This window comes from Rickettsia endosymbiont of Villa modesta, assembly GCF_964026485.1.
GTDB classification, from domain to species: Bacteria; Pseudomonadota; Alphaproteobacteria; order Rickettsiales; family Rickettsiaceae; genus Rickettsia; species Rickettsia asembonensis.
Map to the genome: position 1 here is coordinate 643514 of NZ_OZ032157.1, position 17580 is coordinate 661093.

Consider the following 17580-nt stretch of genomic DNA (forward strand, 5'->3'; position numbering starts at 1 on the left):
TATCACCCGTGTTTAATCTTAGCTTGTGCTGCGGCGATTCTTGCTATAGGGATACGATATGGAGAGCAAGAAACATAGTTTAAATTCATTCTATGAAAAAATTCTATAGAGGCAGGGTTTCCTGCATGTTCTCCGCAAGCTCCGAGTTTCAAATTAGCATTACTGCTTTTTCCTCGTTTTATAGCAATTTCAATTAATTCTCCTACACCTTCTTCATCTAGAGTAGTAAATGGATCGGATTCAAAAATCTTCTCTTTTAAATAATATGGGAGGAAAGATGCAATATCATCTCTAGAAATTCCGTATGTAGTCTGAGTTAAATCATTAGTCCCAAAACTAAAATAGTCAACTTCCTTAGCTATTTTCTTACTGCCGAGTGCTGCCCTTGGTAGTTCTATCATAGTACCGAGCGTAAAAGAAAATTTATATCTATAACGTTGCTCTAATTCCTCTATTACCTCATAAATATCCATTTTAAGCTTTTTCATTTCACCTACATTGCTAATTAAAGGAATCATTAGTTCTAAATTACATTCTATATGTTCTTTTTTATGTAGCTCAAAAATAGCCGTAAAAATTGCTTCAATTTGCATTTGGTAAATTTCCGGTGAACATATACCAAGTCTACATCCACGGTGACCGAGCATAGGATTTACTTCATGCATAGCATGAAGACGTTGATTAATCATGGATAACGGTAGATTTAAGCTATTTGCCAAATTCTTTTTATCTTCTTCGGTGGTAGGTAAAAACTCATGTAACGGCGGATCAAGTAATCTAATATTTACCGGTTTGTCTTTCATTACTCTAAATAAAGCTTTAAAATCCTCAGTTTGCAGAGGTAATAATTTCTGCACAGCAAGCTTTCTACGTTCTATATCAGGAGCAATAATCATTTCCCTTACTAAAGGAATTTTATTTTTATCAAAAAACATATGTTCGCTACGACACAAACCTACACCTTGAGCTCCAAATTTTATAGATACTAAAGCATCGTTAACTGTTTCGGCATTTGCACGAACTTTTAAGCTACTAATCTCGTCTGCCCAATCTAAAATTAATTTTGATTCCTCACTGAAAGTAGGTTGAATTAACGGCATTTCACCTAAGAAGATTTTGCCGCTACCTCCGTCAATCGTTATAATATCACCTTGTTTAATAACTATGTCGCCTGCTGTTAATATTTGCTTTTTCTCATCTATAGATAAATTACTTGTACCGCAAACACAAGGCTTCCCCATACCTCTTGCCACAACTGCGGCATGTGAAGTCATTCCCCCTCTAATAGTTAAAATACCTGAAGAAACATGCATTCCGTTAATATCCTCAGGGCTAGTATCATGGCGTACTAAAATTACTTTATGATGATGAGATAATTTTTCGGCATCATAAGGTGAGAATACCGCAATACCTGTTGCAGCCCCAGGAGAAGCAGGTAGGCCCTCGGCAATAGAAGTAAGCCCCTTACTGTAATCAATTCTTGTATGTAATAATTGATTTAATGATTCCGGATCGATTCTCATTAAGGCTTGTTCTTTAGAAATAAGCTTTTCTTCTACCATTTGTACGGCAATATTAATAGCAGCGATGGCTGTTCTTTTTGCAGTACGTGTTTGTAAGATATATAGCTTATTATTTTCTATAGTAAATTCTATATCCTGCACATCTAAGTAATGTTCTTCAAGCTTTTTCGCAATTTGTGATAATTCCTTAAACACTTCCGGCATCATTGCTTGCATAGAATTTGAATCATTTGCAATAATAGGCATAGGTGTTCTCGTTCCCGATACTATGTCTTCACCTTGAGCATTTATTAAAAACTCTCCAAAGAGCTTTTTTTCTCCTGTAGAAGGTGATCTAGTAAAAGCAACTCCCGTAGCTGAAGTTTTACCTAAATTACCGAAAACCATTGCTTGGATATTAATCGCCGTACCGAAACCTTCCGAAATATTATTGATTTTTCTATATATAACCGCTCTATTACTCATCCAAGAATGTAGCACCGCTTTAATTGCTGATGCTAACTGTTCATAAGGATCATTAATTAGTTGCTTAGTATACTTAATATGCAACCGTTTGAAATCCTCAATAATTTTTTCTAATAATTCTACGGTAATATCGCTATCTTTATGAATATCGGCTTGAATCTTGTGCTTTTCATAAATTTGTTCAAATAGATCACTAGGTATAGATAATACCGTTGAACCATACATTTCTAGAAATCTTTTGTAACTATCAAGAGCAAATCGTTTATCACCACAGGAATCCGCAAGAGCATTGCACACTTCGTTATTCATTCCAAGATTAAGGATAGTATCCATCATTCCAGGCATTGAAACCGTAGAACCCGAACGCACCGATAATAATAGGGGATTGCTTGTGCTGCCGAAAATTTTACCGGTAGTTATTTCAAGTTCGGTGATAGCTTTTTTTAAGTCGTTTTGAAAATTTTTAGGAAAGTTATTATTGTGGGTGTAAAAGTAGTTACATAGCTCTGTAGTTATTGTAAAACCATCAGGAATAGGTAGTTTTAGATTAGACATTTCAGCAAGACCGGCACCTTTATTACCAAGTACATTCTTCATGCTAGCGTTTCCCTCACTACCATTACTGCCAAAATAATAAATTAATTTTTTCATATCATATATCAAAATTTGCTAACAATTTATGTGTTTAGAAGCATTAAATACATATTTATACAGTATGAAAAAAATAGTAGCAATGTTAAATTAAGAATATCTTTAATAAAATAGTTGAAATTTTAAATTTGTTATTATACTTATTAATTTAATTATATTCTGTGTACAAAAGTCAAATTTTCAAAAAAATCTTATTAATTTTTGCTAAAAAATATCTCAAAATAGCAAATCAATTAGAAACTTTCACAGAACTTAATAAGTTAATTGAACTTTTTCTAAATGTTATTGACTAATTTAAGAAAATTGACCATAATTCTAAACGGTCGTGCAGTTGCGTGATGATATAATCACGAGGAAAGTCCGGACTCTATAGAGGTATGGTGCCGGTTAACCTCCGGCAGAGTATTATTACTTTAGGGAAAGTACCACAGAAAATATACCGCCGAATACGAAGATCAACTTCAAAAAGAGCAAGGAGTTCACAAGACGAGGAACGGAGCGTATACTTAATATGTGAGTACCGTAGTACTTGTAGAACGACGTAGCCAATTTTTGAAGTTGATCTTCGTATTCGGTAAGGGTGAAAAGGTACGGTAAGAGCGTACCGGTAAGTTGGTAACAAATTACGCATGGTAAACCCCACCAAGAGCAAGATCAAATAGGCGTTACAGAACTTATCAAGTTCCCGGGTTATCTCTAGCCGGCTTGTAATGCGGGTAGATCGCTTGAGGTAAACGGTAACGTTTATCCTAGATAAATAACTGCAATGAATTTATATTCATACAGAATCCGGCTTATAGACCTTATTGTTATCCCGTGGTCCTTATGTCATTCCTACGAAAGCAGGAATCTAGTAAATCTACAAAAAACTTGTTTTTCTTGTAGGTTCATTATTTTGGATTCCTGCTTTCGCAGGAATGGCATACAAAGTGTTCGTACAACATAGGGCAAGAGCCACGGAATGACCTAGAACTTACTATGACACAAATTTAATGAAAAAGTTATATCATTATCCTATTTGTCCTCTTTCAAGACAAGCTCGTGTCTTCTTAAAAGAATTAGATATAGAATTTACTACGATTAAAGAAGATTATTGGCAATTCAATAAAGGTTTCTTAAAAAGAAATCCTGCCGGAACATTGCCTATTTTAGAAGAATCATACGGCTTATTTGTGGTAGGTATTTATCCTTTTGTTGAATATCTTAATAGCAAATATCCGAATTTTAATTTTTTAGATGAAGATATTGATATTTGTTGCGAAATTAGACGATTATTCTTTTGGTTTAACGATAAATTTTATCATGAAGTTACTAAGATTATCATCAATGAAAAAGTTATAAGATCAATTGCTAAAATGAGCAGCCCAAGAACCGAATTTTTACGTGCTGCAAAAAATAATTTGAATTATCATTTGGAATATATAACTTCTTTACTAGAAAAAAGAAGTTATCTTGTATCGGATTCACTAACTATTGCCGATATTGCCGCAAGCTGTCACTTATCGGTACTTGATTATTTCGGTGAAATTTATTGGGATAAATGGACGCTTATCAAACATTGGTATTCACTAATTAAATCAAGACCGGCTTTTAGGTTATTATTACAAGATAGAATCCCTGGCTTTACCCCTCCAAGCTATTATACAGATTTAGATTTTTGAATATATAATTTAATAATTTGATTCTTTCCGTATCATGAGCTTTTAGTATTTTACGAATATTATTAAGAGATTGATTTTTTATGAGTGCAGGCTCATATTCAAGATGAACTCCACTTAAAATAGCTGTCCCGTCACCGCAAGTACATTTTATTATTGCAGGTTTATTATTTTCATAACTTGCTATTATTTCAGTATCTTGAGTATTTTCTGCATCAACAAAATATCCACCACCATTATAAAAAGCATAACAATCCTTAATATTTAAATTAAGTGTTGGATTTATTTTTAGGTAAGCGGCTCTTGCTCCTTTATTTGAATTATAGTAGTAAGGAGCAAGCAATGGTCCTCTAACCGTTCCATTGAAAATATTTAATTCTCTTTCACCTATAACCTCTATATTTGTTCCTTTAGCAAATTCTAAATAATTGCCGCTATAATAACTACCGGCACATATTCCAAGAAAATTACCGCCATTTTTTAAATAATTTTTTATATTATCATTTCCTTTGCCTTGCAATTTTTGTACATAGTATAAATCTCTTCCACCGAGTAAAATAAGTAATAAGATGTTTTGAAAACACTTTTCGTCTATAATTTCTTGTGCAGTAATATAATCTACCTCATACTTTGGAGCATAAAGTTTTAAGTGATGCACGCAATGCTTAATACTTTCTTTTGAAACTCCTAAATCATTATAAATTTTTATTTTCATTTTTATATTATTGACAAGAACATTATATAATTCTATTTAGTGTAATTACTTAAAAATAAATTATGAGGTAATTTTATGCAACTTAATTCAATCTCACTACCGTTAACCAAAAGGCAAGCAATAGAAATAGTTTTAGGAGTGGCATTACTTACTATTTGTTCACAAATATTAATACCGTTTAAGCCTGTTCCCATAACATTACAAACTGTTGCAGTACTATTTATCGGGCTTACTTATAATAGGGTTAGCGGTACTTTAGCAGTATTATCTTTTGTAACGCTAGGAGCTGCAGGTGTGCCGATATTTGGTAAATTTTCTAGCGGTTTACCAATATTATTAGGTACTACCGGTGGATATCTAGCAGGTTTCATAGTTGCCGTATATATTATGGCTAGCTTAAAAGATAAAATTTTTACTTCTAATAAATTGTTAAACCAAATTACTTTATGCTTAATCGGTAATATGATTATTATGGGTTTAGGCTGGTTATGGTTATCCAAATTTTTAGGATTAAAAGAAGCATTTTATAGTGGGGTACTATTTTTTATAATACCCGGAATAATTAAATCGGGCTTATTAATCGGACTTATCAATATAGTAAAACCAAAAACTCGATGAACTTCAAAATTTGACTGTAGTGAAATACAAGTATAGTGTAGATTATAACATAATATGTTATAATCTATATTATCAACGCCAGTTTAGGATAAGAAGAGTTTAAGATTATCGAAAAAAGAGTTTAAAATATTAGTTTTAGTAATATTAAAAGCATTAACACAAGCTAGAATATGAACTAAAAAATTAGTAGGTGATCGATGCCTTGAGTGTTCAAGATTCATATTATTTTTTAGGACATTAAATACTGACTCAACCAACGACCTTTTTCTAAGCTGTATTTTATCTTCCATTTCCAATAAATGATTCTTCATATCTTTTCTAATTCCTGTAAATAAGCGTAATCCACGACCTAATAATTTAGTAAATAATTCCTTAGAAATATATCCCTTATCACCAAAGAGTTTACCTTGTAATCCATCAGTTATATCGTCTGCTACCGATAAATCACTATTATTTGCTTTGGTAATTTTGATCGCCATAATCGCTCCCTTATTGTTAATTACTATATGCAACTTAAACCCCATAAACCATCCATAACTACTCATCCCTATTTTAGCTATATACTTCTTTAACTTGAAAAGTTGGAAAATGAATATTCAGATGAGCGAATAATCAATGTTCTTATGGATAATTAATATCTAATACTACCAATTCTTCAGGTAAAAGAAGTATACCACTAAATACTTTATTGCTATTTGTACGTTTTGTATGACATATCGATAATTTAGTTGAATCTATGCAATAAATTCCTGTTTCCTCTCCTCTAAATAGTTGCAACATTATAACCAAGCGGTAGAATTAATCTTGACCATAATTGTATTATTCGACTATAACTTGGTAATTTAAAATAACCTCTATATTTATATGATAAGTGATATAAATAATAATTCTTAAAATCTTTGCACGGCGATATATAAAAATATAATACGATAGTTAAAAGCTCTGAAAGGCTTAAATTCCCTTCTCTCCGGCGTTGTCTATCTGTCGGTATTAATTTTTGCTTCTCCCATTCTTCATATATTTCACAAAAATTGTCTAGTATCTAAAATAAAGTTGTGATACATTTTTTCATTGTTGGGTTCTTGTTTTTTTGTTGAAAAACTTCAGTAACCCAACACTCTTAACTTGTAAATACTTTATTCTTATTCCATGCTTCTCTTCTTCCTTATCCTAAATTCGCGTTATCAATATTGTTGTACAGGTATAAAAACAAAAAACACTCCAACTAGTATATACTTAGAAACCAATTTAAGTGAAAAAATTACATTGATAGCTGCAGAATTACATTGTCGTCCAAACGATTTAATTAATGAAGCTGTACGTTTATTTGTCGAGGGACAGGAACGTATTAAACAATTGAAAGCAGAAGATGTTAAACGGCAATCTTTGTTATCTAGGGAACAAAAAAAATTAGAAGAAGAATGGGAAAAAAATCAAGATTACACAGATTGGATTTAATATTTCGATGTCATTCCCGCGAAAGCGGGAATGACATCGATCCTAACTATAATTCATGAAAAAAACAGTAACAAATGCTAATACCGCATTTTCCGGTGCCGACCTGGAAAAATAATATTAAATATGATCTTGAAAATATAGCAAGACTTTTAAAAGCCTTAGGTAACCCTCATTTAAGGCTTCCTCCCGTCATACATATAGCAGGTACAAACGGTAAAGGTTCAAGCAGTGCTATGCTTAAAAGCATCTTTACGCTTGCCGGTTATAAGGTACATTGCTATACATCTCCTCATTTATTAGAATTTAATGAACGAATCGTAGTAGCAGGTGAGAAAATCTCGGATAACGAATTATGGCAGGTTTGTGAGGAGGTAAGGTTAGCAAGCGAAAAATTTAATATCGAACCTAGCTTCTTTGAAGGTACTACGGCAGCAGCATTTGTAGCATTTGCAGAAACAAAAGCCGATATATTAATTTTAGAGACGGGACTAGGCGGTCGGTTAGACGCAACAAATATAGTAGAACGACCGTTAATTACTTTAATTACGCCTATTTCATATGATCATATGAATAGGCTTGGTAATACATTACCCCTAATAGCAGTTGAGAAAGCTGGTATTATGAAGCCTTGCGTTCCTTGTGTTATAAGTATGCAAGCTTTGGAAGTTTATGAAACATTATTTGCAAAGGCTGAAGAGTTAGAGGTACCGAGTTTTTGTTATGAATATGATTTTGGTATTAAAAAGACGGACAACGGATTTATTTATTCATCACGAAATTTTAGTTATGAGTTCCCGACTCCTTCACTACTCGGTGATCATCAATTAATAAATGCTGCAAGCGTTATTGCTTTAATAAGTTTGATAAATAAACAATTTAATATTAGCAACGAAATTATCTCTAAAGGACTGCAAAATACTATTTGGCGGGCTAGAATCGAAAAAATAGAACCGAAAAAATATTCTAAATTAATAGGTGATAATGTTCAAATTTGGGTAGATGCAGCTCATAATAATAGCGGAGCTCAAGTTTTGGCAAATTGGATTCGTGATAATTTAAAATCACCGATATATTTAATACTCGGTATGACTAAAAATAGGAATATCGAGGAGTTTTGTTCCTACTTTAAGGGTTTGACAATTAAAGGTTACAGTGTTAAAGTTTTATCCGAACCACTAAGCCATAGTGCAGAAACAATAAATTTGGAAGGCAGAAAGAGCGGGATTGATTTTAGCGAAAGCGACTCACTCGAAGAAGCGATTAGTGATATAAAGAAGATAAACGGTGATAATAAAGCAAATATTATAATAACCGGATCGCTTTATTTAGCTTCCGATTTTTATAAGTTATTATATTTCTAGTGTCATTCCCGCGTAGGCGGAAATGACATTAAAAAGCCAAAAACAACCTAGGAGAAAATAACATGACCTATTGCAACAAATCTAATCAAACCTCATATCCTTTTATCTTACCTGATTTACCTTATGACAAAGAGAGTTTTAAACCACATTTTACTCCCGAGACTTTTGATTATCATCATGGTAAACATCATAATGCTTATGTACAAAATCTAAACAATTTACTCAAAGATAAAGAAGAATTACAAAAAAAAGATTTAGAAGAAATAATAGAATGGTCATCTCAAAACTCAAATGCGGCTATTTTTAATAACGCAGCCCAAATATGGAATCATACCTTTTTTTGGCATTCAATAAAGCCACAGGGCGGAGGTAAGCCAAGCGGTAAAATATTAGAACAAATTAATAAAGATTTCGGTAGTTTTGAAGGATTTTGCGAACAGTTTAAGCAAGAGGCAGTAGGGCAGTTCGGTAGCGGCTGGGCATGGCTTGTATATCACGATAATAGGTTACAAATTATAAAAACCGCTAATGCCGGTACACCTATAGCAAACGGTGTGAAGCCGCTTCTTGCATGTGATGTATGGGAACATGCTTATTATATTGATTATCGTAACAAACGACCTGATTATGTTGACATATTTATTAAGCATATGATTAACTGGAAGTTTGTAGAAGATAACTTAATAAAATAAAATTATGAATTTAGAGGATATTAAAAAGGCTCAAGAAACTCATTAGTGCAAAAAAATTTGAAAACCCAAGTGATATCGTAAAGTTTTTAGCTGATGTATTATTTAAGACTCTTGCAAAAGTAGGAGGAAAATTTAAATATACCGAAACTCTAAGAGAAACTAACGAGCAGTTACGTGAGAATGCTTTAAACACTGTTGTTTTAGATACTGCCGGAATAGATACTTTGGATTTCAAAGATGCACAAAAATATTCTGATTATTTGCATATTAAAGGATATTGTCAAACTAGAGAACATTTGAATAATCATGACCTTGGCAAAGAAGCAGATAAAACATTTGACCATCAAAAATTTCTACTAAATGTTTATGATAATAAAAATCTACATAAAACATTTGGAACTAAATTATTAGAAATGTTTATTCCGTCAAAAGAAAATAATACTTCTAAATGGCAAGAAGGAATTATCGAAAATCATGATGATAAAGCAAAAATGTTATTATCATTTTGTAAAACCGGAGCATTAAACGAAAAAGAATTAAATGAAAAGCTTAAAGAATATGTAATTATTGCTGCAACTAGTCGTAATAATACATTAAAAGCCGATACGAACTCATTGAAAGCTTTGCTGTATACCTTAAACGATCCTGCTGCTTCAAGTAAAATAAAAGATAGTTTCATTGAGGTACTTGGAATAGATAAAAATAAAGATGTACGATTTGATAAAACTAAAACCTTTGATGAAAATATTGCTAAGTTTAAATTTACTAAACAAGATTTAGAAAGCTTTATAACTAAAAGTAAAAGCGAAGCACCAAAAATTCAAAGCAAACATAGTGTAGCCAGAAGTCATGTAAGTAGGGGGTGATTAGATTTTGCTTGCTGTCAAGCCGACGGTGTTGTATGGATCGGTAAAACCTACTCGATGTCATTCCCGCGTGGACCGAAAAATCTGTTCGGTGTCATACCGCGGCTTGACCACGGTATCCAAAAAACAATAAAAATACTAAAATTATTAGTATTTTTAACTGGATCCCGCGATCAAGTCGCGGGATGACAGAGATAAAATTGATCCACCCAACAATGCCTCGCGGGAATGACATCGAGTAGGCTTAATGACAACTACTAAAAAAATGAATATCGGTAAATTTAAACTAATTGTTTTTGATGAAATAGACAGTACAAGCTCTGAGGCTATGAGAACTGCTAAAAGGGGAATAGTTGATTCAAACTATGCAGTACTTGCTAAATCTCAAACCAAAGCACGAGGAAGAAGCGGTAAAAACTGGCAGTCTAGGGTAGGTAACTTACATGTAAGTTTACTAATAAAGCCTGATAAAGAGCTAGAATTATTACCGCAATTATCTTTTGTTACAGCACTTGCCGTTTATGAGAGTATAGCCTCTTTATGTCACTCCCATAGTTCTCTATGTCATTCCCGCGAAAGCGGGAATGACATAAGAGGTGAGGATGACATTATACAACTAAAATGGCCTAACGATGCTCTCGTGAACGGTCGGAAAATTGCCGGTATACTTCTTGAATCCGTTAAAGTAGAAAATAATTATTACCTTATTATCGGTATCGGTATTAATATCACCTATCACCCTGATAATATCGACCAGCCTACTACTAGCTTAATAAGCGAAAATCTACCTCCTATAGAACCACAAGCTTTACTTGAAAAATTAATAGAGAATTTTGAAAAATATTATCAAATTTGGCATAATAACGGTTTTTCTTTTATTAGAAAAAAATGGTTAGAACATGCTTATAAGTTACATGAAAATATTAGCGTTAAATATCAAAATGATATAGTAACCGGTCTTTTTAAAGATATCGATAGTACCGGCAGAATAATATTGCAACTACCTTCCAAAAAAATAATTTCTTTTTCCACTGCCGAACTTTTCTTTTAGAAAAAATATTACTAAATTTAAATTGTAGATTTAATTTTTGTTAACTTCTACTTAAGCTCCAATTTAACAAGGTAATATTAATATGCCCCAAGAGAATAGCAACTCTAAGTCTCAAGAGTTTTTAATAAATGCGTATAAGCAATTAAACGAATTTAAAAAGTTTTCTTCTCGTAATATTAGTGAAGATTTTTTAAAAACTGAAAAAACTTTTAAATGTGCATTATTTACGGGTAATAATAACGCATGTGAAGGTTTAGTAGAATTATATGATGAAGTAATAAAAAAAATGCCTGATTATGAACTTAAGAATATAAATATACTTCTTCAACATGAAGAGTTGTTAAAATGATTAGGCACAATGGTTTGAAAATTGTCATTTACCAATGAAGAAATTTTATTTTTATATTTTTCAATATTTTCAAAAAATATTCGTATAGAATCAGTAAATGTCTCAAAATTCGCATAAAATTTATTGTTACTTACAACAGAATGCATAAATTTCCACAGTCGTTCAATTGGATTCAAATTAGGACTATATGCTGGCAAAAATAGTAACTCTATTTTACTGTATTGTAGATATTCTTTTACCTTTTTTGACCTATGATATCCAGCATTATCGCATATCAAATAAATCTTACTTTTATCTTGATTATTTGCTTCTAATTTCTTTAAAAATTCAATAATATAATCACCATTAACCTTAGGATTGTCAGTTGTTACTACCTCTAAATCCTTAAGATTAATAGCACCAATAATATGTTTACGCTTCCAACCACTGAAACTTGGTAATGTTTTAACTACATTCTTTCTAATCCAACCAAATCTTGCTCGAGTTTGGTATTGAGGATGAACACTATCCATAAAATAAATAGACTCATCTTTAGCTAAATTATTTTTTAGCAAACTATATTGCAGCTTAAATTCCTCTTGCTTAGCTAAATCTATTTTTCCAGGAATTAACTTAGGTTTCTTATAACTAAAACCAAGTCTGTGTAACAGCTTGATTACCCCAGCTAATGTATAGATTACTCCATATTGACGTTCTATGAACAAACCTATATCTCTAGCATACACATAATTATTATTTTCTAGATGAACTATTAACTCTGCTTCCTCCTGTCTAGTAAGTTTACTATCACTACCGCCATTTCCAGGCTTAAGCTTCTGAGCATTATGATAATCTATTAAATGTTTTCTTATCCCTCCCCATCACTCAGTAATAACACTTTCGATATCTCATCAATACTATAGCTATCATCATACATGAAAACAGCTTTGATTCTATCACAAATCCTCTTATCCCTTTCGCTTCTATGGTAAAGCTTTAATTCTTCTTTTTCTACTGATGTTAATTTTCTATAAATCCATTCTTACTTAATAACACTTGCTGACTTCTTTGACAATTTTTCATTTACTAGAGGTATATATCCTTGCCAATAATTAGGTTCTTTATTGATGATTTTGTATTTTTTTGTTAAATCTATATTGGTAGTTTTATTTAATTCAAGACCAAGCGGCATAGGATTAGAATAGGTATTTAAACAAAAAAATATAATTAATAAGGGTAATAGATTTTGCATAAATATATAATATTAAACAACAAATCTTAAATACCATAATATTTATTATATTTCAATTAAAAGTTAATAAAATAAAAATCTTTACAAAATTTAGTGAAAAAAAATAAAACCTCATATATTATAAGTAATTATATCTTTAGCTCATTACATGATAATCTTTAGTATAGTTTTTTTTAAAACCGTTTCGGTATTATTAAGTGTAGTAATAGGATTCTTAGCAGGTAAATATTCAAATGTTGAAAGAGATAGTATCTCTTCTTTACTATTCTATTTTATATCACCTATAGTGTTTTTTACGATACCTGCTAGTACAACCTTAACACTTTCGGCATTAAGCGTTACGGTCGTAACATTTGTAATTGCAACACTCTTATCGCTTTTTTCTTATTATTTTTTTGGTAAATTTTGGCAAGATCATACACGTAATATTATAGCTTTGTCTGCAGGTACGGCAAATGGCGGATATTTTATGTTGCCTATAGCTGCAGCACTTTTCGATGATTATACATTAAGTATTTACATGATGGCTGTTATAGGAGTTAATATTTATGAATGTTCCGTTGGCTTTTATATTTGTATGCGAAGTTTTGCAAATACCACCGATAGTATATTAAAAGTAGTAAAATTACCGATTTTAAATGCTTTTTTCTTGGGATGTTTATTTAGTTTTTGCGGTTTTACTTTACCGGATTTTTTAGATGATTTTATATATAATATGAAAGGTTCTTTTTCGATACTCGGTATGGTGATGGTGGGTCTTGCTCTTTCATCTCTACAAAAATTTGAAGTCGATATAAAATTTACTCTTGCTACGTTTGCTGCTAAATTTTTATTCTATCCTTTGGGAGTAGGGTTATTTATCATGTTTGATCATTTTGTAACAAAATGGTATAACAATAATTACTATAATGCTCTAAAACTACTTTCTACGGCACCACTCGCAGCAAATACTATAGTTATAGCGAATTTACAGAAATTTTATCCTGAGAAAGTTGCAGCTACCGTGTTTTTATCTTTGCTTTTTGTAGTTATATATATGCCGACAATGGTCAGTATATTTTTAAGTGACTTAAATTAATAACATGATGACAATGATTTTTTTAAAATTTATTCTAAATTGGTATTAATAGGTTCATATGAAAATTACTACTAAAGTACTAATAATAGGTTCAGGTCCTGCGGGTCTAAGTGCCGCTATTTATACGGCTAGAGCCGCTCTAAAACCAATATTAATTAATGGTATGCAGCCAGGCGGGCAGCTTACAATTACCACCGATGTTGAGAATTATCCCGGATTTGCGGAAACGGTGCAAGGACCTTGGCTTATGGAACAAATGTCTATGCAGGCTAAAAATGTCGGTACAGAAATTATTAGTGATTACGTGGAAAAAGTAGATTTATCAAAAAGACCTTTTAAAGTATTTACCGGAACTGGGAATGAGTATGAAGCAGAAAGTATAATCATCTGTACTGGTGCGGAAGCAAAATGGCTTGGTATAGCTTCAGAGCAGGAATTTCGTGGTTTTGGTGTTTCGGCATGTGCTACTTGCGATGGTTTCTTTTTTAAGAATCAAGAAATAGTTGTAGTAGGGGGAGGAAATAGTGCAGTAGAAGAAGCTTTATACTTAACCAATCATGCTAGCAAAGTTACTATAATACATAGAAGAGATAGTTTTAGAGCTGAGAAAATATTACAGGAGCGATTATTTAAAAACCCTAAAATATCGGTAATTTGGGATCATGTAGTAGATGAGATTGTAGGTAACGATAAACCAAAATCCGTTACCGGAGTTAAAATTAAAAATATCCACACCAAAGAGGTTAATTTAGTGAATTGTAGCGGTGTATTTATAGCTATCGGGCATGCACCGAATACGGGGCTATTTACCGGACAAATTGCAATGGATGACGATAATTATATAATCACGAAGTCAGGTACAACTAAAACTAGCGTAGAAGGGGTTTTTGCTGCCGGTGACGTTCAGGATAAAATTTATAGACAAGCAGTAACTGCTGCAGGTAGTGGCTGTATGGCTGCTCTTGAGGTAGAGAAATTTTTGAATAAATAATAAAATTCCTAAAAAAAAGACATAATCATATAAAAAGTCATTAAATTTTTTTTAATAAATTCTTGTATTAAAAATTATAGCAATATAATCTTTCTTTCTAATTTTATAAAATAGAGAGGAATTATGCCTACACGCTATAGGAGCAGAAATAGGAGTTACAAAGGTAACTGATAATAAAGTTATTTTTAAAACAACTTCTAATGACTTAGAACATTTTCGTACATTATTAGCATCCCCTGATGAATTAAAGAAGAATGTGATACATGCTTTATTTAAGGATAATATGTAGAAATTAGAAATGTATAGACTTTATACCAATAAATAGCGGAAACGTCAATTACAATACGTAGAGAAAAAATGGGAAATTTTTTTAAAAAGCACTTAACTTCAGAATCTGAACTATATAATGCAGATACTTCAGATATAGAAATAGGAGAGTTATTTTATAAGCTAGTAGATGGTGATCTTATAACAGAGTATGGTTTGTCTAAAATTTTAGAAACAATAAGATTAGAAGCTGAATTTAATAAAGAATTATTAACTGCCGAGATTCAACTCTCTTGTGGAAATCCAATAAAACATAAAATGGATGAATCCAAACTTGAGACACTACAAGCCGTTATAAGTGATGAAAATAAATTATCAAAAATTTTAACAGGTGAAGCAACACCGGCTACAGATTATACCTATCCACCTACTGAATTTTCTAAATTAATATCCCAAATTATTTCTCATAAAGAAAATAATAGCTTAACTTTTACTCTAAATAACGGTGCAGCAATGCAAGCCGTTTAAGCTTATAAAATTGACGGTAAACCACCTATTATCGCTTCTAATTTGGAAGGCGGATTTATCCTTGATAAGCAGTATTTATTAAAATATTTATTTCCGATATTTAACAGTTTTGTCTGGCAGGAAGACGATAAATTTCCTATTATGTTTTCTTCTAAAGACCCGGAATATCTAAATACTAATAATAATCATGAAATTACTTTATTAATAGATATTAGCGGTAGTATGAAATATACTTTTAGTGATTATAAAAATAATATACAAAAGATCCTAGCTAAATTAGTTGAGATCCCTAATTGGAAAATTAATATAGTTTCATTTAATGATCAATCTAACATGGAATCTTTTTGTGATAAGGAAAATTCTATTGAAGATATTAAGAAATATGTAGACAATTTAAATGCCGATGGATATACAAGATTATATGGTACCGTCAAAGATGCTTTAGAAACGCGAATTTAGGATAAGGAAGAAGAGAAGCATGGAATAAGAATAAAGTATTTACAAGTTAAGAGTGTTGGGTTACTGAAGTTTTTCAACAAAAAAACAAGAACCCAACAATGAAAAAATGTATCACAACTTTATTTTATATACTAGACAATTTTTGTGAAATATATGAAGAATGGGAGAAGCAAAAATTAATACCGACAGATAGAAAACGCCGGAGAGAAGGGAATTTAAGCCTTTCAGAGCTTTTAACTATCGTATTATATTTTTATATATCGCCGTGCAAAGATTTTAAGAATTATTATTTATATCACTTATCATATAAATATAGAGGTTATTTTAAATTACCAAGTTATAGTCGAATAATACAATTATGGTCAAGATTAATTCTACCGCTTGGTTATAATGTTGCAACTATTTAGAGGAGAGGAAACAGGAATTTATTGCATAGATTCAACTAAATTATCGATATGTCATACAAAACGTACAAATAGCAATAAAGTATTTAGTGGTATACTTCTTTTACCTGAAGAATTGGTAGTATTAGATATTAATTATCCATAAGAACATTGATTATTCGCTCATCTAAATATTCATTTTCCAACTTTTCAAGTTAAAGAAGTATATAGCTAAAATAGGGATGAGTAGTTATGGATGGTTTATGGGGTTTAAGTTGCATATAGTAATTAACAATAAGGGAGCGATTATGGCGATCAAAATTACCAAAGCAAATAATAGTGATTTATCGGTAGCAGACGATATAACTGATGGATTACAAGGTAAACTCTTTGGTGATAAGGGATATATTTCTAAGGAATTATTTACTAAATTATTAGGTCGTGGATTACGCTTATTTACAGGAATTAGAAAAGATATGAAGAATCATTTATTGGAAATGGAAGATAAAATACAGCTTAGAAAAAGGTCGTTGGTTGAGTCAGTATTTAATGTCCTAAAAAATAATATGAATCTTGAACACTCAAGGCATCGATCACCTACTAATTTTTTAGTTCATATTCTAGCTTGTGTTAATGCTTTTAATATTACTAAAACTAATATTTTAAACTCTTTTTTCGATAATCTTAAACTCTTCTTATCCTAAACTGGCGTTAGAATTATTGAAAGAAAAAATAGATATACATTCTACTATTATAGTATTTACTGATGGAAACAACGAAGGAACTGACTGTAATACAACACAACAAGAGGTTATAGATTCTGCAATCACTGTAATACAAAACCCTCAGTTTAATATGTATGCGGTAGGATTTGGTGAGAACTACAATAAAGAATTTTTTGAAGAAATTGCAATGCGTGGAGGCTTTACTCATATTAGTTTAAGAGATCCAAGCGGCATGAAACAGCTTGAACAATATATTGACAATATTGAGCAAAAGGTGGTTATTTGGAAAATATTAGGAGAACAATTAAATTTAATAACACGAGTACAAGAAGGTGATGTTTTTATTGGAGATAAAGTAGATACCGATAAAGAAATTACGTTCTCTAAAGACGGTCAACAATTCACGATTGGAGTAGAAGAGTTTGATACAAATATTGCCGGCGTAGTAAGAAGTTGTTACGATGAAGTAGCTTAATTATTATATTTCTCTTGCTAGTATTAGCGGATAATT

Annotated in this window: 17 protein-coding genes, 1 other RNA gene and 3 pseudogenes; 16 read left to right on the forward strand and 5 right to left on the reverse strand. The window is 31.5% G+C overall.

The window, feature by feature from the left end; translation table 11 throughout:
- Positions 1-2: 2 nt before the first annotated feature.
- Positions 3-2639, reverse strand: coding sequence for a pyruvate, phosphate dikinase (ppdK, locus tag AC5584_RS03680; RefSeq protein WP_499216852.1), 2637 nt, complete (start codon positions 2637-2639; stop codon positions 3-5).
- Positions 2640-2954: 315 nt separating this feature from the next.
- Between ppdK and rnpB the strand changes: the two genes are divergently transcribed.
- Both rnpB and AC5584_RS03690 read left to right on the forward strand, forming a co-directional pair.
- Positions 2955-3452, forward strand: an RNA gene (rnpB, locus tag AC5584_RS03685) — RNase P RNA component class A.
- 179 nt (positions 3453-3631) lie between these two features.
- Positions 3632-4300 carry a glutathione S-transferase family protein gene (locus tag AC5584_RS03690; RefSeq protein WP_499216853.1) on the forward strand — a complete coding sequence of 223 codons (669 nt, stop codon included), beginning with the start codon at positions 3632-3634 and terminating at the stop codon, positions 4298-4300.
- Here AC5584_RS03690 and AC5584_RS03695 read toward each other — a convergent pair.
- Positions 4263-5012: a BPL-N domain-containing protein gene (locus AC5584_RS03695; RefSeq protein ID WP_499216854.1), complete on the reverse strand. Its 750-nt coding sequence runs from the start codon at positions 5010-5012 to the stop codon at positions 4263-4265. The two genes, AC5584_RS03690 and AC5584_RS03695, sit on opposite strands and share 38 nt — an antisense overlap.
- A 75-nt stretch (positions 5013-5087) precedes the next feature.
- Between AC5584_RS03695 and AC5584_RS03700 the strand changes: the two genes are divergently transcribed.
- Complete coding sequence (locus AC5584_RS03700) at positions 5088-5630, forward strand: biotin transporter BioY (protein ID WP_499161944.1); 543 nt, start codon at positions 5088-5090, stop codon at positions 5628-5630.
- Between the two features lie 83 nt (positions 5631-5713).
- On the opposite strand, the pseudogene AC5584_RS03705 reads toward AC5584_RS03700, so the two are convergent.
- Positions 5714-6672: pseudogene (locus AC5584_RS03705) on the reverse strand (IS982 family transposase).
- A gap of 224 nt (positions 6673-6896) precedes the next feature.
- On the opposite strand from AC5584_RS03705, the gene AC5584_RS03710 reads away from it, so the two are divergent.
- From AC5584_RS03710 to AC5584_RS03740, 7 genes and pseudogenes are all read left to right on the forward strand, one after another.
- On the forward strand, positions 6897-7088 hold the full coding sequence (locus tag AC5584_RS03710) for a hypothetical protein (RefSeq protein ID WP_040255657.1): 192 nt from the start codon (positions 6897-6899) through the stop codon (positions 7086-7088).
- 74 nt (positions 7089-7162) lie between these two features.
- The gene (locus AC5584_RS03715; protein WP_499216855.1) at positions 7163-8449 is read left to right on the forward strand and encodes a folylpolyglutamate synthase/dihydrofolate synthase family protein; all 1287 of its coding nucleotides are present in this window, start codon (positions 7163-7165) and stop codon (positions 8447-8449) included.
- Positions 8450-8511: 62 nt separating this feature from the next.
- Positions 8512-9141, forward strand: coding sequence for a superoxide dismutase (locus AC5584_RS03720; RefSeq protein WP_499216856.1), 630 nt, complete (start codon positions 8512-8514; stop codon positions 9139-9141).
- A gap of 38 nt (positions 9142-9179) precedes the next feature.
- Positions 9180-10007, forward strand: a pseudogene (locus AC5584_RS03725) (esterase); the annotation flags it as partial.
- A 57-nt stretch (positions 10008-10064) separates the two neighbouring features.
- Positions 10065-10196, forward strand: coding sequence for a hypothetical protein (locus AC5584_RS03730; protein ID WP_499217114.1), 132 nt, complete (start codon positions 10065-10067; stop codon positions 10194-10196).
- A 76-nt stretch (positions 10197-10272) separates the two neighbouring features.
- Entirely contained in the window at positions 10273-11058 is a 786-nt protein-coding gene (locus AC5584_RS03735; RefSeq protein WP_499216942.1) for a biotin--[acetyl-CoA-carboxylase] ligase, read from the forward strand.
- An 82-nt stretch (positions 11059-11140) separates the two neighbouring features.
- On the forward strand, positions 11141-11407 hold the full coding sequence (locus tag AC5584_RS03740; protein WP_499216857.1) for a hypothetical protein: 267 nt from the start codon (positions 11141-11143) through the stop codon (positions 11405-11407).
- Here AC5584_RS03740 and AC5584_RS03745 read toward each other — a convergent pair.
- Positions 11383-12258 carry an IS630 family transposase gene (locus AC5584_RS03745; RefSeq protein WP_499216943.1) on the reverse strand — a complete coding sequence of 292 codons (876 nt, stop codon included), beginning with the start codon at positions 12256-12258 and terminating at the stop codon, positions 11383-11385. The two genes, AC5584_RS03740 and AC5584_RS03745, sit on opposite strands and share 25 nt — an antisense overlap.
- Positions 12259-12428: 170 nt before the next feature.
- Positions 12429-12638 carry a hypothetical protein gene (locus AC5584_RS03750; protein WP_499216858.1) on the reverse strand — a complete coding sequence of 70 codons (210 nt, stop codon included), beginning with the start codon at positions 12636-12638 and terminating at the stop codon, positions 12429-12431.
- 148 nt (positions 12639-12786) lie between these two features.
- Between AC5584_RS03750 and AC5584_RS03755 the strand changes: the two genes are divergently transcribed.
- The 6 genes and pseudogenes from AC5584_RS03755 to AC5584_RS03780 all read left to right on the forward strand — a co-directional run bounded on the left by AC5584_RS03755 (position 12787) and on the right by AC5584_RS03780 (position 17544).
- Positions 12787-13716 (forward strand): AEC family transporter, encoded by a 930-nt coding sequence (locus AC5584_RS03755; RefSeq protein ID WP_499216859.1) that lies wholly within the window; start codon positions 12787-12789, stop codon positions 13714-13716.
- Positions 13717-13774: 58 nt separating this feature from the next.
- Positions 13775-14707, forward strand: coding sequence for a thioredoxin-disulfide reductase (trxB, locus tag AC5584_RS03760; RefSeq protein WP_499216860.1), 933 nt, complete (start codon positions 13775-13777; stop codon positions 14705-14707).
- 357 nt (positions 14708-15064) lie between these two features.
- Entirely contained in the window at positions 15065-15502 is a 438-nt protein-coding gene (locus AC5584_RS03765) for a hypothetical protein (RefSeq protein WP_499216861.1), read from the forward strand.
- Between the two features lie 42 nt (positions 15503-15544).
- A complete protein-coding gene (locus AC5584_RS03770) occupies positions 15545-15961 on the forward strand; it encodes a vWA domain-containing protein (RefSeq protein WP_499216862.1) in 417 nt (138 codons plus the stop codon).
- Between the two features lie 98 nt (positions 15962-16059).
- Positions 16060-17048 (forward strand): annotated as a pseudogene (locus AC5584_RS03775) (IS982 family transposase).
- 16 nt (positions 17049-17064) lie between these two features.
- Positions 17065-17544: a VWA domain-containing protein gene (locus AC5584_RS03780; RefSeq protein ID WP_499216863.1), complete on the forward strand. Its 480-nt coding sequence runs from the start codon at positions 17065-17067 to the stop codon at positions 17542-17544.
- Positions 17545-17580: the final 36 nt, after the last annotated feature.